The sequence below is a fragment of the Massilia endophytica genome (assembly GCF_021165955.1).
In the GTDB taxonomy this organism is placed as follows: Bacteria; Pseudomonadota; Gammaproteobacteria; order Burkholderiales; family Burkholderiaceae_D; genus Rugamonas; species Rugamonas endophytica.
In genome coordinates this window covers 1,232,366-1,257,997 of sequence record NZ_CP088952.1, presented here as the reverse complement: position 1 = coordinate 1,257,997, position 25,632 = coordinate 1,232,366, and the positions used below count along the sequence as shown (strand labels likewise).

Genomic DNA, 25,632 nt, shown 5'->3' with positions numbered 1-25,632 from the left:
GACCTTCGCACGGTCTTATCGCCCCCAGATGCCGTGGGCAGAATGGGCATTTTTCTCAAATTCGGTCTTGTATTGAGGCGCTGCCTCAGACTGTATTTTGGTGAGATCCGGGACACCGACAACCTTGGCGGTGCCGACGCCGACGAAACTTCCGATGACGCAGCCAGCCGTCCCCCCCACGAGGGCAGCCACGATGGCCCCGGGGCCGGTCGGCGCAAAGAAGACGCCCAACCCTTCCGCGCCAATCGTTGCACCGCCGAGGCAGCCCAACGTTCCGGCCGACGACTCGAGGAGTTTGCTGCCATCCTGGTAGCCGGGCGCTGCAGTCGCCGTTTCGTAAATCCCCCACCCTGTATGACCTACCGACACGCCGGCGCCCAGTACCCCCAAGCCGACCGCCCCTCTGCCAATCCATGGTCCCGCTTTCGGCCCAAACGCTTCCGTTGTTGCTGCGATGGTTTCGCGCGACTGCAGGAAGCGCTCGGCCAAGGATCCTTCCCCGGCCAACGTCGTTCCAGCCGTGACGGGCGGCGTTGCTTGCACCGGCGGGGCTGGTGGCTCAGGAACCACGGCTTGCGTCCCCTGCATTCGGATCGCAGGCTTGGTGGAATCCTTGGGCGTGAACTCATATATGCGCTCCCCTCCCTGCAACGGTTCCTGCACCCCAACCACATATTCGTACCCCACCCTTGAGTTGTTCATCGCTCCGCAACTCACATCGATAACAGGGCTATTTGGATACATGTCCACGACGCTGCTGAGGGGTAACGTTCCCGCAACGGGAACCAGCCGCACCTCCACGCCCGGAGGCATTTCGGTATGCGCAAGAAACTTGTTAAGCTTATCAGCCTCCAGTGCCGGCACCAACATCGAGACAATCGGCTGCTCTTCGGGCACAACCACACTCAGTCCGACCGCTTGAATAAATTGGGCGGCTTCCTGTGCAGCCAACGGACTCAGCACTTTTCCCGCAGGCAGCGCCTCACCCGGCACGAAACGGCCCGTCGGCATGGGGTTTGCTTCCTCGCGCCCGAAAACGATCAAGTCCATGATCATGTCCTGCCGCGTTACAGTTCCGGGTCGGAACTGGTCGACCGTGGCGGCGGCGGGCCGGGTGGCGGGAACAGGTTGGGTCGGCAAGACCTCGTCCAGCTGCGCAAGCGTACGCGGGTACCCGCCGTGCGCGATTAAAAGAACGGGCTTTTCCACTGGGCCATACACAGGCCCAGCGGCCTCCGCCATGCCCGCCACCGCATCCAAAGCTCCCCCCTGTGCGAGCACTTCCTCCGCCAATGCAGGTGCCAGTACGCTCGGTTGAACCGGTGCGGGCCCAAGACTTGCCAAGGGCACAAGCGCGCTAACCTCGGCTGGTGGTGTGCTGCTTGCTTGCGATGTCGACCGGGGCGGCCGCTGCCTTGCCGGTCCTGCTGATGGAGGAAGCACCCGAAGCGGATCGACCTCAGAGTAGTTCAGGACCGCATCGCTAGCGGTAGCCGTTCCGTCGTCATAGGGCTTGACGAAAGAATTGGACGCAGCCGCCCGTGGCGATGCAATGCGCTTCCGTGCAAGTTGATTAGGCTGTGTTCCTCGTGCTTCTCCCGCACCTTCGTCACCCCCGCGCTGGCCGCTATCTGCCACATCCGATGGACCGAAGCTCATGCTTGATGGATGTTGCCAGACGCCCAAATGGCTGAGGACATCGCGTCCGGACACGGAACTGCCTGCCAGGCTAAACTCATCCAAGTTGGCGGAAAGGTGAATCCCCGCCCCGGGCCCGTCACCGCCCCCCGTCAGTCGATACCGGCTCATCTGCCCCAACCGCGCTTTGCGTCCGATCGAAATCGGCCCGCTCCGGCCACCGGCCGCGCCAAGTCCGGTTGCTGCAATTAGTTCGCCAGGTTCCGAAAGGATGCCGTCAGTGCCAAATTCGGCAATTGCGTCTGTGTTATCCTCACCGTAAGACGCCATAGGCTCGAGGCTGTAATCGCGCTGTTTGAGGCGATCTGCGCCCAACGGTGGCAAGGTCGTCTGCTTCCAGAAATCGCTGAGCGCGCTCTGCGAAGCGCCGAAATTCGCACTCCAGCGCGCCTGTTGCTTTTCGGCGATTTGCCGCTGGCGTGCCAGCGCCACTTCGTCATTGACGGCGTCGGAGACGGTTTCGATCGCGACCCTGGTCAGATTGTCGGCACTCAGCGCGTCAAAGCGGTGATTCGACTGGACTGCTTCGGCCACCGAATGCCCAATCGCATGGTCGAGCACTTGCAATGCGATGCGCCCCGCGCGCGCCGATGCCGACATCCCCAACCCAAGCGGCGCAATGGAGTCAGTCGCGCTGCCCAGGAGGGAGCCGACGGCCGCGCCAAGCGCCGCGGTGCCCGCCTTGCGCAAATCCAACTTCTGATTGTGCATGAACTGGTCAAACAAGGTTCCCGCAGCGGCCAGTTCGGCGCGCACGGCGGCGCCGCCGAGGGCCCCGGCCAACTGCCCCAGGATGGCTCCGCCGGCCTTGTCGCCCAGCGTTTCGCCCAGCTGGCTGCCCAGCGCGTTGGCGGTGGTGCCTATGGCGCCGGCCACCATGCTGCCAAATCCACCCAGCGCGCCGCCGATCGCCCCCTGCACGGCGGCCGAGCCGACGGCTTCGAAATCGAACTCCGTCTGCATGCCAAGCAGCATGCGCATGCCCTGCCCGGCGGCATTCCCGGCGGCGCCCGCCGCCGCGCCCGAGACGGCGCCAATGGCAATACTGCCGATGCCGCTCGACGCCAGCGCCGCGCCAACGACCAGGCCGACCGTCAAGCTGGCGACAAACGAGACACCTTCCACCAGCCGGTCGCCCATGGCGCCGCATACGTTGTTGGTGGCTGCCGGCGCCGCCAACGGCGCCAACGGCCTACCCAGCGATTGCGGGCGGTTCGTCTCACTCGTACTGTGCGAGTTGGCGGCGATGGCGTCGCTTGGGATACGGATCAGCTGCCCGGCCGTGAGCCCGGTATCGGCCGCCAGCCCGTTGGCCCCGGCAATCAGGTACCACGCATCGGCATCCCCGAGGAACTGGCGGGCGAGCGAACGCATGGAGTCCCCGGCGCGCACGGCATAGACGTTGCCAGGCGCGCTACCGTTGGATGGCGCCACCGCGACGTAGTTCTGGTCGAAGTCCGAGACGTTGCGATACGCCTTCTTGGCAGCGCGTTCCATGGCCAGCGACTGCACCTGGTACGCCGATTGTGCCGGACCATTGTCCGTGATGGTGCCGATGATGGCGCCGTTGGCGACGAAATTGCGGGTGTAGTGATGTGCCCCGGAATAGGTCTCGTTGAACGTATCGGGGTTGCCCGTGTCCGGCGTGTAACGGTGGTCCAGCGCCACCTCGTCCTGGCGCAGCTGGGCGCCACTGCTGTCAAACAGCTGGGTGCTCTCGTTGCGCGCCTTGTTCACGGTGACCCAGCGGGTCTCGTCATCCTTCCGCTCGGACACCAGATTCGCCTGACGCGTCACCGTGTGGACTGCGCGGTTGTTGCCGTCGTAGTGGGTGACGGTATGCACGGCGGACTGCGTCATTCCGCCAGGAATAAACTCCTTGTTGTTCTCAGGAAGAATAATCTCGTCGGTCGCATGGCTGCCGGTTTCCAGCGCGGTATCCCCCCACGCGTAGCTGTGCGTGGTCGTGGTCTTGCGCTGAGGCTGCTCGGCGTCATTCTTCTTGGTGCGGTATTCCCTCGTCACGGTCTTGTCGAGGGTATGCCCATCGCTCAGATAGGTGTTCTCCACAATGCGGTGCTGCTGCTCATCCTCGGTGCTCTGGGTGTCGTAGGCTACCGTGGTTTGCACGGCGACCTTGTTGTCCAGGTCGTACGCGGTCTCGATCTTGCGGGCCATCTTTCCGTCCGCCAGGTATTCTTCCTGATAGAGCGTCTTGCGGCCAGCATCGTCCAGGCCGTAATAGCGGACAGACTTGCTGTGGTCGCCCAGCACAACGGTGTCGATCTCCTTGTCCTGGTTGTAGGTGTAGGTTTCGGTCTGGGCTCGTCCATAGCCGCCCAGCGCATTGATGCCCATATCCGCCGTGCGGCGCAGTCCATTGGCCCAGTAGGTCAGGGAGATGCCCGTATCGCCGCGCTCGACCAGATGCGTGGTCTCGTTCAGGCGGCCATGGCTGATCCACAGCCGGTTGGTGCTGTAGTAGCGCGACCAGTCGTCCTCCACCCTGGACGCTTGGCCCCCTGACGCCTGGTGGAACTCACTGTGCTTGTGGCGCACGTTGCCGGCCGCGTCGTATTGCGTCGCGACCGTACTTTCAGCATTCACGACCTGGATGACGCGGTTCAGGGCGTCATACTGGACAGAGGTGCTGTCGGTATGGAATCCATTCGATATGGCGATTTCGATCTGGTTCCCGTTTGCATCGTAGCGGTAGCTGGTGCTGAGATAGGTCGTGAACGCATTGGTCCCGTAGTCCGTGACGCTCAGGACCTTGCCCCCGGCAGAATAGGTGTAGCGCACGTCCCGGCCGTTGCCGCCGCTCTCTTGCAACAGGCGCCCCGCCAGGTCGTACTTCCGGGCAAACACATTGCCGCCCAGGTCCGCCGACGACACCGTGCGGCCGAACATGTTCTCCGTACTGACCGAGGTCCGGCCATCGGCCATGGTGGTGGTCTTGATGTAGCCGCCGACGGCGACGTCGTCGCCGCTGCCATCGTTCAGGCTGCGAATGTTTGCGTCGTAGGCGTAGGAATAGGCCGTCTCCACGCCAGCCGCCGAGCGCGTCCTCACCACGCGCCCCTCGGCGTCGTAGTAAGTCTTTTCGGTCGCCGTCACCGTGCCCGTATGTGGCACTGGCGATGCTGGCGGCGCCCCGTCCTCAGTCGGGCGCCCGAAGAACTGTTGCGTCGCATGCGAGGTCTGGTTGCCAACCTCGTCGAACGTATAGATGTGCTTGGTGCGCCGCAGCAGGTTGCCACCAGGCTGGTACGTTTCCGCGACCGATTCGGTCATGCGGTTGAGCTTGTCGTAGCTGCGGGTGATGCGCCGCTGCTCCTCATCGGTGCTGCCCACCACGTTACCGAACGCATCGAACTGGTTCCAGGATTTCGATCCATCGGCATTGATGGTCTCGAACACCAGCGGCTTGCCCTGGGCGTTCGCACCATTCACATAGCTATAGCGGGTTACGTTTTCTGTGGCGCCGTTGTCGGCACCATTCGACGTGCCAACGGCCATCAGGTTGCCGCCCTTGCTATACCGGTAACTGGTGGTCTTCTGGATGCCCGCGGTGGTGCCGTGCTCATCGGTGGCATCGACGGGGGCGCTGCGCTGGCGGGTGACCCGGTTCGCACCGTCATACTCCATGGTGCTCGTATGACCGAGCGCATCGGTCTGGGACACCACGTTGCCGAACGCGTCATAGGTCTGGCTGCGTTCCGCCAGCAGGTCGCGGCGGTCGAGCCCTCCTACTTTCCACAACAGCTCGGTAGCGCCGCGCGGCAGGTAGGAGGCCGTCGCCACAGCCCTGGACACCGTCTGCGCGCTGGCAGCCCCCAGGTCGATGGCGCCATCGGTCTGGCTGGTGGGCACCGTCCCGTCCAATGGGTTTTCGACATCGAAACTGCGGATCGAATATGTATAGTGATAAGTACTGTTCCAATCAGGTACCAGGCCGGATGCATCCCACAGGAACTCACCGCCGACGCGCGCCGAGGCCGGCAGCACCGTCCAGGCACCGTCGCCGACGCGCACCTCGACGCGCCTGGTGTTCGCCGGCAGCCCGCTCACCCGGACCACGCCGCGTTTGTCGCGCAGCGGGCTCATGGCAACCGGAGCATCCAGGTGCGATGCGCCAAGGCTGACCTGGCCAGCCAGCTGGCTGACCAGCGTTCCCGTCTGGCCGGGGCCGTCCCACACCGCCACTTCGATGTCGTACATGCCGGCCGTGACGCCCGAAGGGAGCGCCCATTCGAAGCTGCCCGCCGGGCTCACGCCCTGCCAGTCGCCGGCAGCGGCCACCTGCATGGTGGCCGTGCTCCACTCACCGGTCGCGCCCGCCAGGCGATAGCGCACCTGGGCGCTGCGACCTGTCGCTGGCGCAGCGCTGTCGCCGGTGACGCGGCCCTGATCCAGTACGACCAGTTTTTCGCCGCGCAACATGGCAAAACCGTTGCCGCCAAGCTGGCCCGCCGTCATGGTCGCGGCGACCCCGCCGTCCGCCTTGGCGTCAAAGGTCCCGCTGGCCCGGCCGAGGATGGTACCGGCATCGTCCATGGCCAGGTAGGTGTATTCGTATTCGCCGAGGGCGAGTGAGCCCAAGGGAAGTTCGAACACGTCCTGGCGGTTGATGGCCTGCCCGTGCAGGGACGTCGGGTGGTTCAAGTTGACATAGCTGAACGGACTGTTGCTGCCCACCCGGTGATAACCCAGCACCACCTTGGTCGTTGTGGCCGGAAGATCGCTGATCAGCAGCTTCTGCGCCAGCTCGGATGAACGCAGGAATTCGACCAGTTCCACAGGCTTGCTGCCCTGCGGCGGTGCCAGGGGCGCCGGTATCACTTCGGCCGGGTAGGTCGGGCAGGCGTACGCGTCCTCTGCAATCAAGACCCCATCACGCCAGATGCGTATCGTGCCCTGGTTGGGCGCCGGATTGAACGTAACCGTCTCGCCGCCGCCTGCCGTCGTGGAACTGACAACGTAGTTCCCGACCAGCACTTGCACTTCATATGACCCGCTGCCCGCGCGGCCGACGACCTTGCTCAGATCGATCGAGACGGAGTCGACACTGTAGCTGGTTTGGACCGGAATGCCCTCTTCGGGAATTTCAGTCCCCCACGAGACCGTTTCGGTCGCGTGGATGGTGTAGGACGCATGGGTATACAGCGTCACCACTTCCGCCTTGCTCTCGGTGGTGATCCGCTGCGAATCCGGCTCCCACGGGATGCTCTCCGTTGCGGTATCGAGGGGAATGGCGTAGTCGCCCTGGGCGATCAGCGCCCGTCCGCCGCTTGCCTGCCCATCGTGGAAACGCCCGTACACCTTGATCGATCCGATGCGTGGCACTTCGGCAAAGTACTCGTCGAAGATAACTTCAACCGCGCCTGACGCATTGCTGGTCCCCATGCCGACGATGTTGCCGCTGCTGTCGTACAGCTCCACTTCGTATTGGCCGTTTGCCTGAAGGCCATACGCGCCTTCTCCCGCAAACGGGGCGACGTTCACGACGACCTTCCTGGGCTCGAAGGTCGTCTGGCGATACGTGCGGGACGTGTCCGGGTTACCGGTGGAGGTGTTCCAGACCCGCACCTTCTGTTCATATTGGACCGTGAACGGCACGTACTGCGTCTGGTGCCCTGCCCCGGTCACTGTACCAGTCGAGATCACCGGCGCCGCGACGCCGCCGTCCGCCTGGCTGCTGCCGTTGATCCGCAGGACCGCACGCACGCCATCGGTGGCGGCGCTGGCATTGGCGGCGATCGCCTGCAGCACGTTGGCAGCGCTGTCGCGCGGGTGCAGGGTGGAGACGACCGCATTGCGGCGGTCATACACCGAGAACGCCACATTGACATTTTCAAGCAGGCTGCTGCCGGCGCCGCCCGCATTCACCAGCGCGGTGGCCACGTCGCTCATGGACTTGTTGCGCAGGTTGATACCGGCCGAAGTCAACTGCAAGGTGGCATTGTTGTTGCCGTCATACAGGTAGATCTTCGTGACGCCGTCGCCGCTGTTGCCCTTCCACTGGCGTCCCAGCTTGTCGAATTCCGCGAACTCCTGGAGGGTTCCGGCAGCGCCGTCGGCATGGACGGATTTTCCGATGACGTGACCATAGCCGTCGTAGAAGCTGTCCTGAACCGTGCTCTTGGTCCATTGACCGTCGTTCAGGCAAGCCGCCGTGATTTCCCAGCGGCCCGCAACCAGGCTCAGCTGGTCGCCGTCGTGGGACATGGTATAGGTGCGCGTGGCTTGCCGCTCCTTGTCATACTCGATCACGGTCACCTGGGTGCGCCTTGTCCCATCCACGTCGGTGACGACCTTCGCCATGAAGGTCTGGTTGCCCGCCACATCGTATCCGAAGACAGTGGATTGAAGCAGCGCGTCGTTGCCCGATTTGAGCCTGCCTGCGGCGTCGTAGGCATTGGTGGAAACCTGGTCGTACGCGGCCGTGGCTGCCCGGCGGGTGGTCCTGGTGATCAATCCCAGCCCGTTGTAGGCCGTTTCGGTGACCGCCTGGGCCACGTCCACAGCGCTGCCCGGCGTCGCGCCCAGGTCGCTGTCCCGAATCAGGCCAAGGTCCACGGCCTGCACCACGGTGCGCCCGGCCGCATCGTAGGTGTAGCTCGTTTGTTGACCATTGGCGTCTGTGGTGGCCGCCACCTTGCCCAGGCCGTTATAGGTGTACACCACCGCCGCTTCATCGGTGGCGGACAGCTTCAGCGCCTTCTTCACCACGTCGCCATGGCCGTTGAACAGGGTGACCGTGCAGTGGACCTTGGCCGGATCGTAGGATGGAACGCTCCATCGGGCGGCGCCGCTGCCCGGGTTGGTCGCAAAGGCCTTCAGATATGCCTTGTCGCGCAGCGCCGATGCGGGATCGGCGGCGCCCAGCGCCTGCTGCAGCTCAGCCGCGGAGAGCGGGCTGCCGCCATAGCGCGTTTCCTGCACGCTGGTCGGCGCCGGGTAATCGAATGCGGTGACATACCCGGCCTCATCGATCAGCAGGATGGGGCGGTTGGCCAGGTCGAAGAAGGCGCGCTTGACCCCGCCATTGGCGTCGGTCTGGCTTGTCACGTTTCCGCTGGCGTCGTAGGTGGTGGCGGTTTCGACGTTGCCGAGATAGGCCACATAGCCGGGTCCACCCGCGAGGTCGCCATCCACCTTGCCCAGCAGGACATCCCGGATGCGCGTCTTGATCAGGCGCCCGAGGCTATCGTAGTCGTACTCGGTCGCGTGCACGTCCGCCGCGTCGTAGGACAGCAGGCTTTGCGTCGTGCCCCCCGTATTCGCCGGCAGCGCTATCTGGCTGCCGCCGGTGCTGACCGGCTTGCCATACACTTCAAGCTTGTGCACGTGTCCCATCGGATCCACGCGCCACACCGCCAGGGTGCCGTTGGGGCTGCTCTCAGCCACTTTGACGCCGAGCTTGTTGTAATAGCTGCGGGTGACAGCGCCCCCCGCCAGCGCACTGGTGTCGGTCTGGGTGATGACATTGCCGAGCCGGTCATAGGCGTAGCTGGTGGACGTCGCGCCATCGACCCAGGCGCCGCCCTGGAACACGCGCACGGTATCGCCGGTCGTGCTCAGGAGACGGTTGGCGGCATCGTAGGTATTGGTGGTCGTTTGTTGCTCCGGCAAGCCGAAGGCACGGATGGCCACGGTGCAATTGCCGCGCTCGTCGTAGCTGTACTTGTTCACCACGTATTGCAGGGTGCCGCCGCTGTCCTTCGACTGGATCGGCAAGGTTTCGGCCTTCAGGCGTCCGAGCCGGTCGTATTGCTTGACGGTGGCGACGGTGTAGTCGCCATTGCGCTCGGTCTTCACCTGCCCGAACGCGGTGAACTCGCGTACGGTTACCCGGTCGGCGGAAGCGCTGCCGGCGTGGGTCGTCTCCGCGCTGTTATGGTCGGCCTTGTCGTAGCCGTAATCGGTGTAGTCGTCGTTGGTGCTGGTGGCCAGCACCGGTTCCCCCCCCTGCAGCTCGCCGCTCCAGGCGCTGGCAAAGTGGGTGAGTTTCGTCACGTTGCCATAGGCGTCATACTGCATCTTCGCCGCCTTGCCATCGGCGGTGACCTGCCAGGTCTTCTGGTTCAGGCCATTGTAGAAGTTGCGCGTGACGCCGCCGCGCGGATCGCTCACCTCCTTCACATTGCCGAACGCGTCGTAGGTTGTGGTTGTCACTCCCTGCAAGCCATTGGTGCTGCGGACCACACGGCCGTTGGCATCCAGCTCCTGAACCGTGGTGTACAAGGCCAGCAGGCTGGCCTTGGTGCTGCCGAGCCCGGCCACGGTTTCGGCATAGCCCAGCGCCAGGCGCTGCTGTCGCGCCCAGGCGGGGTTGCCGGTGTCCTCCGTCAGCGCAACGCCACATGGGTCGATAATGCTGACCGTATTCCTGACGTACTTGTAGCGGGTTGTCGCGGCGTCCACGCTTCCATAAGCAAGCGTTTCCTCCAGTACCCGGCCAGCCTTGTCGTATTGCTTGTGCGTGGTACGCTCTTCCGGCTGGCCGAAGGCTTCGACCACGTCCGTCGCGGCGCCGAAGGCGTCGAAAGCCGTTTTGGTCACGGTGCCATCCGCGCTCGTCACCGTGGCCGCGCGCCCGGCCTTGTCGCGGCCGTACGTGATCGAAGTCGGTGTACCGCGGCCGCTCGTGACGTTCGCCAGCGTGGCGTTGTCGGCGTCGGTCCGGTTCGCAAAAGCGCTCGGATAGCGGCGCGTTTCGGTGACATCGCCGTAGCTGTTGAACACGTTGAAGGTCACGAACAGCTCGGCATCGATCTCGGCCCGCTGCTGGCCGGCCAGGTCGTACAGCGTGCGTGTATTGCGATCGGCCGTGGCGCTGGCCACCACGTCATTCAACCTGGTCTTCAGCGCGCTGGCGTCGAGAACGTCGCTCGGCCAGTTGGCCAGTGCCGTGGCATAGCGCTTCTCGCGGATGCGGTTGCCCCAGACATCGTAGGTGTTCTCGGTCACGTAGCCCATCGGGTCGACCACGTTCACAGCCCGCCCCATCAGGTCGCGCTGCACCGCGGTATAGCGGTCGTTCGCACTGGTTTGCCTGTTGGCCAGCAGGGTCTCGACCTCCTGGGCCGTTTTCATCGTGTGTGGCCATGCGGCCACCGGCAGGTCGCGCTGGACCGTTCCGGCCACGTCCTTGAAGCCGTCATAGGTATAGTCCGTGCGGTAGCCGAGCGCGTCCACCGTCGAGAGCGCCAGTCCGTCGGCACTGTACATCGTGGCGCTAAAGCGGTCGGCAAGGTCCGGTGCCGGCAGCAGTGCGGCCAGGGAGCTGCGCTGGGCAGCAGACGGCATGGCATGCGGCCATTCGCCGATCGCCACCGCATGTTGCAGGGTGGCCGTGCGCTGGCCAAACGCGTTGTAGGCATAGTCGGTGCGCACGCCGAGCGGGTCGATCGCGGCCGCGACGTTCCCCGTCCCATCGTACACCGTCGTGCTGAGGCGGTCGCTTGCATCGGCGGCCGGCGGCGTGGCCAGCAGCGTAGCCAGGGCCGACTTGGAGGGGATGGCGCCGGGCCACCCAGGCACCAGGTTGGCATACTGCAGGGCGCAAGTCGGCTGCCCAAACGCGTCATGCACATAATCGGTCCGTACGCCGGCAGCGTTCACGCTGCAAACCAGTACTCCACCATGGTCATAGCCCTTGGCTTCCAGACGGTCCAAGGCGCTATCGGCTGCAACCATCTGAGCGGCAGCCGCCTTCATGACGGTGCCATAGGAGCTGCTCGTTACCGCCCACGCCGCTACCGTATTGGCGTAGCTTAGCTTTGCTGTTTGCTGGCCGAATGCGTCGTAGGCGAACTCCGTCACGCAGCCGGTCGGCTCCACCTGATAGGCCACGCTGCCGTCCCGGTTGTAGACGAAGGCGGTATCGCGGGCGTCCCCAGTGGGCGCCAGGTCGCCATTGTTGAGGCTCGCACCGCCCCACGGCGTAAGCGGGTCCTGGAACTCCTTCTTGACCAGCACCTCGTCATAGGCGTTGTAGGCATACGTGATCGCCCGGCCGAGCGGATCGGCTTGCGCCACAAGGCGGCCGCACGCATCGTAGTTATAGACCGTCACCCGTTCGATGCCCTTGTAGGTCCCGGAACCGTCCGGAATCGCCGTCACGTTCGGAATGACCGGGTTGTCCAGGTTCCAGGTCGTCTTCCCGTAGGGGAAAGCCACCTCGCTCGTCCTCTGGTGGAAAGCGTCATAGCGATACTGGGTCTGGTAACCCATCGGATCGACCACGCCGATCAGGTTTCCGGCCACATCGTAGACCTTGGCCGTGAGTCGGGCACCGGTAACGGACGGCAGCGTGGTAAAGGTACTGTCCGGCCCCCAGTTCGCGATCGGTACCGCGTACTCGTAGACCAGCTGCTCCTCGTTGAACGCCGTATAGGTCATGCGCTTTACATGTCCAACCGGGTCGATCACGATGCTGGCCCGGCCGTTCTGGTTGTAGACGGTGCTGACCGCCCGCGCCCCCGCCGAGCCCGTGGCATACAGGTTGGCGAGCGCCGTCTCCAGCGCGTCGCCCTCCAAACCAGGGGTGACCGTTACCGCGAACGCGGTTTGCCGTGTCACGGCGCCGAACGCGTCGCGTTCGTAGCGCACCACGACGCCCCGTGCATCGACCGCAGCCGCGACCTGGCCGTTCGCATCGAAGCTGGCCACGCTCACGCGCGCCCCGTCCGCCGAAGGCAAGGTCCCATTGAAACTGCTGGCCGCCGACCAGCCGGCAATCGGCTGCGCATAGCGCGTGGTGCGCACGGCATTACCCACTCCGTCATATTCGACGGTGCTGACGTTTCCTCCGGCGTCGATCAGCGTGACCGGCTTGCCTTCCTTGTCGCGTACCGTCAGCGTTGCCCTGGCCTCGGCCCTGGCCGCCGGGTCGCCAGACAGCGCATTCACTGCTGCGGCCCGGCCTGCGGCGTCCAGTCCCACCGTGATGGGCGCCGCATACTGAATGACCCACTCCTCCTGGCCGGCCGCGTTGTACAAGGTCTGCGTTACATAGCCAAGCTCGTTGATCGTGGCGGTCACGCGTCCCGCGTCGTCGAAGACGTAGGCCGTGCGCCGTGCCGTGCTCTCGGCGAGCCCCGCCTTGGTGAACGGTTTGATGACGCCATAGGCATCCACGCCCCAATCCGTGATCGGCGTGGCGTGGCGCAACTCTTCGACCACCTGGCCAAATGCATTGCGCACGAACTGGGTGACGTTGCCCCCTGCGTCGACTGCATACTCCTCCAGGCCCATCTTGTTGAGGATCGATGCCTCATGACGGGTTTTCGCCGGCAGCGATCCAAACGTGGCTTCGCTCGGCATTGTCGTCGGCGGCAACGGCAGGGAACCAATGCTCGCGGGCCGGCTGAAGGTGTCCACCACCTCACCGAACGCATTGCGGCGGTATTCCACCGGATAGCGCAGCCCGTCATAAGTAAAGCGCAGCTGGCCCGCCTTGTTGAAGACCGAGACTTCATAACGGGCATTGGCCGCCATCGGCAGCGTGCCATCGAAAGTGCTGCCTGCGTTCCAGCCGGCAATCGGCGTGGCGTAGAAGGTCTTCACAAACGCTTCGCCAAACGCGTTGAACGTCTGGGTGGCCACATTGCCCATCGCATCGATGGTCACGGCAGCCTGCCCCAGCTTCGTGTACACGGCCGACGTGGCACGGTCCAGCGTGGCATTGCGCAGCGCGTACAGGCTGGCGGCATCCGGTACGCCGGTGAGGGTACCATCCGCCCAGCCGCCCAGCGCCTGGGCAAAGACCGTGGTGCGCACCACCTCGCCAAACAGGTCGCGTTCCTCCATGGTGATGGTGCCGGTCGCGCCGATTTGGAAATGGCGGCGGTTCTGGGCGTCCTCGACCTCGGCCCGGCGGCGATCCGCGCCTGGCTCCGCCGTCACATCGATCTGGGCCGGGGCGGTCGCGGTCGCGGCCGTCCAGCGCCCTTCGCCGGCGAACTGGGTCGTCAGCTGGAGGCTACCGAATTCGTCATAAGTCATCTCCTCGACATGCAGCTGCGGGTTGAGGGAACGCGCCAACTTGCCAGCCTTGGTATAGGCGAAATACGTGGTCAGGTCCTGCGCCGGATCGAGCAGGTGCTCGAAATCGTCCAGGCTCGGAAGCGCTGCCAAGCCATCGGTCCAGAGCACGTCGGTCCCGGCCGCCTTCCAGCTGAGCAGGCTGCTCAGGGCGGTGCGCGTTTCGACTTCGCCGAAGGCATTGGTGGCCGCAACGCTCACCTCGCCACCCGCCCCGACCTGCCAGACGCGATGGTGCACCAGGTCCCGCATGGTCAGGGTGTGGCGGTCATCGGCTGTCTTCGTCGGCAACGTGATCTCGACATTGCCATGGGCATCGACCGTGGCCGGATCACTGGCCGGCAAGCTCGCGTACTGGCGAACTTCAGTCGCTTCACCGAAATTGCCATAGGTTTGCTCGGTCACCTGGAACAGCGGTCCGACGGTTCGGGTAACTCGCCCCAGATGGTCGTGCTGGTACCGGGTCACCCGGTCGTCGGGGCCCAGCTTCCCTTCGAGCACGGCAAGCGGCGGCAAGGACGTGGCGGAACCATCCTTCCATTTGACTTTGGGCGAGCCCCATTCCAGGGGACCGTTGTTGACCTGGACGACTGACTCGACCTCGTTGAAGCTGTTGGTCTGCTGCAGCGTGAGAAAACCTTCCTCGTCGATGGTCCAGGTCTTGCGGCCTTGCTCGTCAATGACGGTGCCGATCCGGCGATCCGTCGACGGGGACGCGGTTACGGTGATGGTCGCCTTGCCCGTCGCATCGAAGCTGACATTGCCGGCGCTCGCGTACCTCGTCAACAGCGTCTGGCGACCGAAAGCATCGTAAGCGGCCTCGGTCACGAAGTTTTTCGGGTCAATGGTGCGCAGCACCTGGCCAGCTGCATTGTAGGTATAGCTGGTGGTGCGATCGTTGGCGGCGTTGAGCAGGCCGTTCAACGCCGCCAGGTCTGGCAGCTCGGTCGTGCCATCGACCCAGCGGTACGTGACGCCGCCTGTCGTCCAGGTCAGCGCGGCCGCGACCTGGGTGCGCGACGTCACGCGCCCGAAGCTGTCGGTGCGGGTCAGCTCGACGCTGCCATCCGGCCCGATGGACCAGCTCTTCTGCCCGGCCAGGTCGGTAACAACGGCGGTGCGGCGGTCCTGCGCGGGGTGCGCCGTTCCATGGTCGATATGGTAGTTTCCGGACGATCCGGCCGGTACCGGTCCGGCAGCGACGTATTCCGTCGTGGTGACGCGCACGCCAAGCGCATCGTATGACTTCTCGATAACATGGCGCAGGGCGTCCATGGTACGGATGACGCGCCCGCCGGCGTCGTATTCCACATACTCGCTGCGGTCGTTGTCGGTGAGCATTGCGTGCAAGGTGGACAACGACGGGACGGGCGCCCCCTCGGCCCAGTTCTCGACCCGCTGCGCCAAGCGCGTTGTCTTCGTCACCTCATCCACGCGAACCGACTTGACCACCTTGTAGAAGCCATTTGCTTCGGTCAACGTGACGCTGCCTTCGGCGTCAATCTGCCATACCTCGCCGCCCCCAAGGCTGCGGATGACAACTGTGCGCCGGTCGTGGACTGGATCCAATTTTGCGACCAGGGCGGCGAGCGTAATGTCGCCTACGCCGGTTTCCCAATTGTCGACCTTCGCCATCAGCTCGATCGTCGTGTCCACCTCGCCGAACGGATCGAGGTGGCGCACGACAATGCGGCCGTCCGCCAGCACCGTCCATCGGCGGTGTCCGGCGACGTCCTCGATTTCGCGGGTTCGCCGTGTAAGCGAGGGAGCGTCCGCGCCCGTGCCGGCCGCGGTGCTGACACCGTATTGCGTGGTGCCCGCTTCAAGGCCAAAGGCATCGTACAGCTGTTCGGTCACCAGCCTCGACGGATCGGTCGTGCGGATCAGCTGGTTGGCCTTGTTGTAGGCGAACGTCGTTGACGCGTCGGCCGCCGTATTGACCAGCGCGGCCAGGCGCTCGAGCAGCGTGGAAGCTGCCGGAATGGCCGCCAGCGCATCCGTCCAGCTCTTTTGCGTGGTGCCGACCAGCCAGGTGAGCGGCGCGGCGAGTTCGGTCCGTGCGAGCACGTTGCCAAAACTATCCAGCTGCTCCATCACGATATGACCCGCCGCATCCACGCTCCAGTTGCGCTGGTTGCCTGCATCGTGGAGCTCCAGCGTGCGCAGGTCCTCGGCCGTGGCGGTGGGTTGCGCGATCGACACGTTTCCGCGCGCATCCACGGTCACTGCGCCGGCGGGCGCCGGGTTCTTGTAACGGTACGTCCCCCCCAGCTGGCCCAGGTTATCGTAGTTGAAGTCGGTGACATGCAGCTGGGCGTCGATGCTCCGCGTGGGGCGGCCCAGGCGATCGAAGACGGTGTAGCTGCTGCGATCCTCGGCCGCATCGAGCTGTTGCGTCAATTCGGTCACCGTCGGCACATCGGCCGTCCCGGCAGCCCATCCCGGCAAGGTCTGCTGCAACTGCGTGACCGTCCCCGCCTCCAGGTAGCGCCCCGCCTTGTCACGCGCCGTGAAGCTGCCTGCGCGGCGCACGGTGATTCTTCCCGCCGGGTCGATCTCCCACTCGGTGCGCGAGGCCTTGTCGTGCAACTGCAGCGTTCTCCGGTCCGCACCCGGAGCATCGTCGACATCGATGGAGTACATTCCTTCACTGTCGACGCTCCAGCTGCCAAGCTGCGCATAGTCCGTGCGCACGGTGGGCTCGCCCAGGCCATTGTAGGACTGCTGCGTGACGTATCCGCGGTGATCGATGGTGCGCGCGAGGCGGCCAGCCCGGTCGTAGGCATAGCGGGTGACACGGTCTTCGTCCGTCAGCAGGCCGTTCAGGACCGCCAGGTCCGGCACCCCGGCCGTGCCGTCCGCCCACGCCACGGTGGCGCCCCCCACGGTCCAGCTCAAGCGCTTGACCAGCTGCGCCCGGCGGGCCACGCGGCCGAAGCCGTCGCTTTCCGTCATCGTGATGTCGCCGTTCTCGTCGACGCTCCACTCGCGCCTGGTGGCGGGATCGGACAGCATGAGGGTACGGTGGTCGTGCGCCGTATCGGCGTCCACGCGGATGGTCACGCTGTGCGTGACGCTGTCCACGTCGACAGTACCGGGATTGGCGTAGACCGTCGTCACCTGCACCGCCCCGAAGGGCCCGTAGCTCAGCTCGGTCACGCGGCGCTCGGCGTCCATGGTACGGGTCACGCGGCCAGCCTGGTCATGCATGATCCGGGTGACCTGATCGCTGGTGCTGTTGCGCAGGCTGTTGAGCATGGCGGCCAGATCGGACCCCGCCGGCGGCGTGGCCGTGCCATCGGTCCAGCGGCGGGTAACGCCGCCGGCGCTCCAGGTGAACGGCGCGGCCAGGGCGGTCACGGTTTCCGGCTCGCCAAAGCTGCCCGCCTGGGTCCAGGTCACCTGGCCTTCGGCGTCGACCTCCCAGGTCGCATGGTTCGCCGCATCCACCACATGCAAGGTGCGTCGATCCGCCGCGCTCGCCGCCGGAAGGGTAATTGTGACGTCGCCACGGCTGTTCACGGAAGCGCTGCCCGCATTGCTGTACCGGGTCGTCAGGTACAAGCGGCCCAGTCCATCGTAGGCGTAGGCGGTGACGTTGTTCTGGGCATCGATGGTGCGCAGCACGTTGCCGGCGGCATCGTAGACCTGCAGGCTGGTGCGATCGGCGGCCGGATTCAGGAGCCCGTTCAGAATCCCGGTGTCCGGGCGCTGCGTGCTGCCGTCCACCCACTTGCGTGCGGTGCCGCCCGCGGTCCATTCCAGCGGCGCGGCCAGGCGGGTCACCACCGCCTCCCGGCCCTGGCCGTCGAGCTGGGTCATGCTGACGCTGCCGTCTGCGCCGATGCGCCAGACGCGCTGCGCCTGGTCGTCGTACACCACCGCCGTGCGCAGGTCCTTGGCGGCGTCGATCTGGGCAACGATGGTCACGTTGCCGGCCGGGTCGCGCGACACGCTGCCGGCGCCCGCATGCGCAGTACTCATGACCAGGCGGCCGAAGACGTCGTATTCGTTGGTCGTGGTGTGCAGCTGCGCGTCCATGGTGTGGATCGCCTGCCCAAGGTCGTTGTACTCGGTATAGCTGATCAGGTCCTTGCTCGCGGCGCTCAGGTCCCGCATGCCGCGCAGCTGTACCAGGCCTGGCACCGCGGTGCCGCCGCCGAATCCGTGCACGGTCGCATGCAGTTGCGTGGTCCTGGTCGGATGACCAAACGCATCCACCTCTTCCAGCGTGACCCGGCCCTCCGGATCGATGTGCCAGACCATGTGGTTCTCATTGTCGCGCAAGGTGACCGTGCGCCGGTCGTGCGCCGCGTTCAGCTTGAGGGCGAGCGCGGCCGCCGAGGGCAGGCCGGCAGCCGCCCCGGCGGTCGTCGCCCAGTTGGCTACCGGGGCGGCCAGCTCGGTAGTGCACTCGAGCTCGCCGAAGGCGTTGAACTGCTCCAGAATGAGGCGCCCATCGGCCAGGATGTGCCAGGTGCGGTGCAGGGCCAGGTCCACCACCGTTGCGGTGCGGCGGTCCTGGCTGTTGGCGGGCGGCACAGCTATGCTGATCAGGCCGTTCACCGGGTCGCGGCTCCACGCCGCCCCGCTCGCCACGCCGTAGTACTCGGTCGCGACGGTCGGATCCCCGAAGTCGTCATAGGCCTGGACCGTGACGTGGTTGAGGGCATCCACGGTGCGCACCACCTGGCCGCGGCGATTGTAGGCGTAGCGCGTGGTCGCGTCGCCTGCAGTGTCCAGGCAGCCTTCCAGGTCCGCCAGCGTCGGCAGCCTGTCAGTGCCGTTGGTCCACTCGCAGGCGCTGCTGCCCACGTTCCACCGGAGCACCTTGGACAGCGCCGTGACCGTGGCCTCCTGGCCATAGCCGTCCAGCTGGGTCAGCGTGACGTGGCCATCCTGGTCCACCTGCCAGATGCGCTGGTTCGGCACGTCGCGCAGTTCCAGGGTGCGGCGGTCGCGCAGCGAGCGTTCGGGCGGCGTCACCACGACCTTGCCTTCGGCGTCGACAGCGGCGCTGCCCGCCTCGAAATATTCCGTGGTCAGTGTCAGCTGGTCGAGCGTGTCGTATTCGTAGGTGACGACGTGGTTGCGGCCGTCGATGGCGGCCGTCTGCTGGCCCAGGCGGTTGTACGCCACCCGGGTCGTGCGGTCCAGCGCAGGATCCAGTTTTCCGGCCAGCTCGGACAGGGCCGGCAGTCCGCCGCCCTGGGCCCAATCGTCCAGCGTCGCGGCCAGCGTGGTCGTGCTGGCGACCTGGCCGAAGCTGTCGGTCTGGACCAGCACGATGGCGCCGGCCGCATTGATGTGCCATTCGCGGCGGTTGGCCACGTCCACCAGGCGGGCGCTGCGGCGATCCAGCGCAGGCTGGGACGCCACCGAGATCGACACGATGCCGTCGGCGTCGATGCTCGGCTGGCCAAGCGCGGCATGTTCGATCGTCAGGACCTCCCGGCCCTGGCTATCGTATTGGTGCTCGGTCACGTGCCCCGCCGGGTCCATCGTCCGGGTCAGCCGGCCTTGCACGTCATACGCATACCAGGTGCTGCGGTTGCTACCCGCCTCGAGCTTCTCCATGAGCGTGTCGATATCCGGCACCACCGCCATGGCCGCCCAGTTGGCGACCGTGCTGCCCAGTACCGTGCGGCTGGCCACGCGGCCAAGGTTGTCGAAGCGGGTGCGGGTGATGCGCCCTTCTTCGTCAATCGTCCATTCGCACTGGTGGGCAGGGTCCTGCACCACGGCCGTGGACCGTGGGGGGATCGCCCCGGCCTGCATGACGATCGTGACATTGCCGTTGGTATCGGCCGACGCCACGCCGGTATGGGCCTCCCGGGTAGTCATCAGCGCTTCGCCGAACGCCGTGTAGGTGTACGCCACGACATGTGCCGACGCATCCATCGTACGGATCACGCGGCCGGACTGGTCGTGCATCGTCCACGTCACGCGGTCCGCAGTACTGTTGAGCAGTCCGGTCAGCAAGCCCGGCAGGTCTGCCGCCGCCGGCACCGCTGTCCCGTCGGTCCAGCGGCGGGTGACGCCGCCGGCCGTCCAGGTAAACGGCGCCGCCAGCGTGACCGTGGTCTCCACTTCCCCAAAACTGTTCAGGATGCGCTTCACGATCCGGCCTTCGGCATCGACATCCCAGCTGGTGCGGGTCGCGGCATCCTCCAGGTGCAAGGTGCGGCGGTCCAGGGCGCTGGCCGCCGGCGGCACGATGGTGACGGTGCCGCCGGCGTCGATCGACGAGTTGCCGCTGCTGCTGTAGCGGGTGGTCAGGGTCAGGCGACCGAGTCCGTCATACACGTATTCGGTGACATGGTTCTGGGCATCGATCTCGCGCTGCAGCTGTCCCGCATTGTTGTACTGGGCTCGGCTGTGCCGGTCGGTGGCCGCGTCCTGGTTGGCCGGCAGCGCATAGAACTGCTCCAGAACCGGCCTGGTCATTGCGCCGGTATAGCGCTTGGCGTACTCCACGGTTTCCGTCAGCTGACCGCACTTGTTATAGCGGTACTGGACGGCGCGTCCGTCGGCCCCCACCTTGAATGCCCTGCGCCCCGCGGCATCGTACACCCGGTATTCCGTAACGTCGGCGGCACGCTGATTGCTTGCGCTCTCGTAAAACAGGTCGAGCGCGGCCTTGTTCAAGGCGCCGCCATAACCCTTGGCATACGAGGTGGTGCTGATCTCCTGGCCGAGCGCGTCGAAGCGGTGGGCCACGACGTGTTGCTGGCGGTCGAGCTCGTAGGCCACGCGGCCGGCATGGTCATGCACATAATAGGTGTGCTGGTCGGCCGCCTTCTCGTGGGAGGCCACATACGTGTCGAGTGCCGTCTTACTGTGGTCCGCGCCGTCATAGGCGTGGGCGTAGGCGATGCGCTCGACCACCTGGCCCACCGCGTCATACACGCGCCGCACGACATGGCCCGTGGGATCGACGTCATACACCGCGCGCCCCGCCCCGTCATAGACGGTGTAGGCGCGGCGATCGGTCTCGGCGAGATGATCGGGCTGGCCATAGAACAGGTCGAGGGCCGCCTTGCTGGTGTCCGGGTCGAAGTACGGATTCGTGTACTGCACCGTGCCGGCCGGCTGGCCGGCGGCGTCGTACAGCCGGGCGGAAACGAAGCCCTCCGCGCTGATGGTGTAGCACAGGCGGTTGCCGGCGTCATAGGCCATCTGGACGCGGCGGTCGAGCGAGGTCGCGGCGATCGCCAGGGCCGTATCGGTCACCACACTGGGCGTGCCGGCATAGTCGACAATACGCAGGACGTTGCCGTTCCCATCGTAGTCGAAACCGCGCACCTGGCCGGCTGGCGACAGCGTGAACGTCACCCGGCCATCGGCATCGCGCCAGGTGCGCGTCACCTGGTCCGCCGGGCTGTCAGGCAGCGCAATGCCTGCCGCCCAATCGGGGCTCGCGGCCATGGCCGCTGGCGCCGGCAGCGCCGCCAGGGCGATGGCGGCGGCATGGCGGATGGTCTTGATCGGCTGCCCCTTGGCATCGTAGGCCGTGCTGGTCGCCTGGCCGAGCGGATCGACCGACAAGACCAGTTCGTTGTCCGCATTGTAGCCATAGCGCCAGACCTGTCCGCATGCATCGGTCTTTGCCACCAGGTTGCCGTTGGCGTCATAGGTGTAGGACGTGACCAGGTTCAGGCCCGCCTGGTCAACCGTTTCGGAAACGCGGCGGCCGGCGGTATCATACGCATACAGCGTGGTGCGGGCGGCGCCGGTGCCGGCGCCTTCGGTCATGCTGAGCGCCAGTCCGCGGGCGTCGTAGGTGAAGGTGGTGCGCAGGTTCAGCCCGGCGGGATCGACTGCGCGCTCGAGCACGTTGCCGTTGGCGTCGAACGTGGTGCGCGTCGCCACGCCATTGGCATCGGTCGTGGTGGCCGTGCTGTGCTCGCCGTCAAAGCCCACCGCGTAGGTGGTCACCAGGTTCAGGCCGTCCGGGTCCACATGGATCGCGCTGCGCCGGTTGGCGGCGTCATAGACGTACTTGATCTTGTTGCCGTTTTCGTCGGTCGCGAGCCACAGGTTCCCGGCCTCGTCGTAGTCCTGCGTCCGGACCTTGCCAAGCGGCGAGGTGAGCGATTCCAGCTGGCCGTTCTTGTTGTAGGCGTAGGTGGTCACGCCGTTATCGGCGTCGATGACCTGGAAGGTCTCGCCGTAGGGATTGGACACGGTCACCGTCACGATGCCGGTCGCCACATGGGTGACCGTGACACTGCGCTCGTCACGCTGGTACTGATAGGTGGTCTGGTTGTTCAGCGCATCGGTTTCGCTCAGCACGCGGCCAAAGGCGTCGTAGGTGGTGCTGACGGTGCGTCCCAGCGGATCCTGGATGCTCAGCACGCGCCCCTGATGGTCGTAGCTGATGGCCGTCACGGCATGCTTGCCGTCGTAACGCCGGATGACGCGGCCGAAGGCGTCATAGTCCGCGGCCTGTTCCAGGTCGAGGCCCGCCTCATCCTGGATGGTGCGTACCACCGCCCCGCGCAAGTCTGTTTCGTAACGGGTGACCAGGGTGCGCGCCGAGCTGCCCGTGTCGATCACCTGGCTGCTCGAGAACAGGCCGCCGAACGCGTCGTAGGAATACTCGACGGCGTGCTCGAGGGCGTCGGCCTTGCGCACCACCTGGCCCACGCGGTCGTACTCGCTGGTGGTCGACTGTACCGAGCCATAAATGCTGGCGATGGCAGCCTGCAGCTGCGGGTTGCTGCTGAAGCCGCCCTCGAGTGCGGCGAGCACCGGCGCGGACAGGCGCTCGGCAAAGCGGGCGCGGCGCACTTCCTCATGAAACACGTTGTACTCGAGCTGGCTGACCCCTCCCGCCCCGTCGACGGTGGCGACCAGGTCGCCGCTTTGCTGGTCGTAGTAGTACAGCTGCGAATGGTTCAGCGCGTCGGTCGACTTGATGCGCCGGCCTGCCGCGTCGTACACGTGGCGGGTGGCGAAGCCGCGGGCGTCGATCTCCTGGGTCAGCAGGCCGTCGGTGTACACCCGCTGCGTGGTGCGCGCATCGGCCCGGCCGTCGCCGTGCACGGTACTCAGCAGGCGGCCGGCGGCGTCGTAGCTGTGGCGGGTGACGGTTCCGTCCGGCGCGGTCGTGGTTTGCAGCTGGCCGGCCGCAGTATAGGCGCTGGTGGTGACCAGGTCCTCGCCTGCCACGCTCGCGCTGGCCACCAGGTCGGCCAGGTCGGTGCTGGCCAGCTTGTCCACGGGGACCAGGCCGGCATAGCGGGTCGACGACACCAGCTGGCCGGCATTGTCATAGACGTTGGCGGTCAGGCGGCGTTCGGCGTCGATCTCACCGACGAGATAGCCGCGGCCATCCCAGATGGAACGGCTGTGCTGGTCGTCCTCGTGAGCGGCGGGGCGCACCAGGCGCGGCGTCAGCGTCGACGTCGGCGCCATACCGCTGCTGGTCGCATAGCGGATGGTGTGCACCACGCGGCCGGCCTCGTCGTGCACGTACTCGGTCAGGAAGCCGAGTTCATCATATTCCCCCACCAGCAGGCCGTCGGCACCGTACACGGCGCGCCGCACCCGGCTCTTGGCATCGCGTTCGCACTCCAGCGCCGACGGCAGCGAATCCGGGGTGAGCCCAGCCAGGACGGAGTCCTTCTGGGCTTCGGCATAGCGGACCGACGCGGTCACCTGGCCCTGGCGGTTGTGATGATATTCGGTGACGAAGCCCAGGGCGTCGACTTCACGGCTCAGGCGGCCGCGCTGGTTGTACAGCTTCCAGCTGCTGCGGTCGCCGGCATCGGCTTCCGGGCGGAACGCAGCCAGGTCGTCGATGCTGGAAAGCAAGGGCGCGCGCCCGTCGCTGCCGGGCGTCACCAGCGCTGCCATCTGCGGCCCAGTCAGCACAGCGGCATAAGCGATGGTCTGGGCCAGCAGGTTGCGGCGGTTATAGCGGAATTCGGTCACGCGACCGTCGCCGCCGATCTGCGCGACCATGCGGCCGGCCGAGTCATACAGCATGTAGTGCTTCATGCCGGTCGGATCGGTGGTCTGGCGCAGACGGCCGAGCTCATCGTACTCATAGGTGGTGGCCGGACGGTCCGCGATCACGACCGAGACCAGGCGGCCGGCGCCGTCATACTGCTCGACCCGCTGCAGCCCGTCCGCGCCGGTGAATACGGTGCGCTGTTCGCTGTCGCTGTACAGCACGGAGGACACGTGGGCGTTCGCGTCCACAGTGCTCAGCAGGCGGCCCAGGGCGTCGTAGACGTAGGTCTCGCCGTGCTCGTTGCCATCGAATTTGCTCACCAGCAGGCCCGACGGATCATAGGCATAGGTCCAGGTCGTCAGGGGCGCCGAGCGGTCGCCGCTGCCGTCGGCCATGGTGCTCGAATACACCGTCCGGGTTTCCATATTGCCGCGGAAGTCGTAGGTGTACTCGGTGGCGCTGACCTCGGTCATGTCCTGGGCGGCCGCCCAGGCTTCCAGCGCGGCCGCGTCCGGTGCCGCGCTCGGGTCGGCCACGGAATACGTGGCCTGCTGGTAGACCAGCTCCTGCACACACTGGCCCAGGCCGTTCATCCGGCGCTCGGCCACCCGCCCCTGCGGGCTCACGGAGAAGCGCAGGTGGCCTTCGGCGTCATACACGTAGTAGGTGGTCGCGCCGCTTTCAACGTCATCCGGCGCGAACACCGTTTCGGCCAGCAGTTCGTTGTGCGCACCGAAGCTGCGCTCGATGCGGGAGCCGGCGCCATCGTCCTGCAACGCGCAGTTGCCGTTGTCGTCGTAGACATACGTCACCGTATTGCCGGCGGCATCGGTCATCGTATGCACGCGGCCACCGAAGTAGGTATAGCTGATCCCCTGGCGCTCGCCCGCGACCTCCGGCGCCTGGACCTGCAGCAGGTTGCCATCGGCATCATAATCCAGCAGGGTGACGCCGCCGAGCGAGTCGGTGACGCTGGTGCGCCGCGCCGTAAGGTCATAAGAGAAGGACGTGGTCTGGTGGGACGCGTGATCGGTCACCGTTTCGATGCGGTAGCGTCCCTCCTGGAACACATAGCTGAACTCGAGCTTGCTGCCATCGGTCGCCTCCAGCCAGCTGACCCGCGAGCTGTCGCCGTCGTATGCATAGCTGACCGTATAGGTGCCGTGCAGGGAGGCCTCGCCCAGATCGGTGTGCACCTTCCACAGGCGGTTGTGGTCGTCATACTCGTAGGACGTGCGCACCAGGGTTTCTCCGCCGCTGCCGACGCGGTGGATCGATGCCAGCTTGTTGCCCTCGTAATCGAAGTACACCGTTTCGCCGCTGGCCGTCACCACATGGGAAAGCAGGCCCGACCCAGCATCGTAATGGAAGCTCGTGGTATTGCCGTCGCGGTCAGCCTGCGACAGCAGGCGGCCATGATCATCCGCGGCGGACCAGGCATAGGTCTCGCGCACCTGGGTGGCGCCATCGGTCCAGCACCAGGTGCCGCTCGCCTTGTCGTAGCTCAGGGTATCGGTCTGGGTACCGTCCCCGGCCGAGACATACAGCCCGCGCGTTTCGTCGTAGGTGTAGACCAGGGCGGAACCGTCGGCGTCCACCCGGGTGATCGTGCTGTCGGCTCCATTGACGTGGCTGCCGGTCAGGCTGCGCACGTGGCGGTACATGCCGAGATTCCACTGGTCGGCAGTGTCCGCATCCCATTCGCCCTGGCTATTGTAGGTGCGCAGCGCGGCGAAATCCTGGCCCACGCCCGTCAGCAGCTCGTCGCGCTGCTGCATCGCCAGGTTGCCGGTGGCCGCATTGACGTACACCTGCTCGGCACTGCGCCCGTGCACGGCCGATCCGAGCACGCCGCCCGCGCCCAGCTTGGACAGCGAACCCGACAGCAAACCTAGTTGATTCCCCGCGACGATGGCGACCAT

At 65.8% G+C, this 25,632-nt stretch carries 1 protein-coding gene; it reads right to left on the bottom strand.

Features of this window, described 5'->3' with window-relative positions:
* Nucleotides 1-15 precede the first annotated feature (15 nt).
* Entirely contained in the window at nucleotides 16-25,632 is a 25,617-nt protein-coding gene (locus LSQ66_RS05820) for a hypothetical protein (protein ID WP_231768847.1), read from the bottom strand.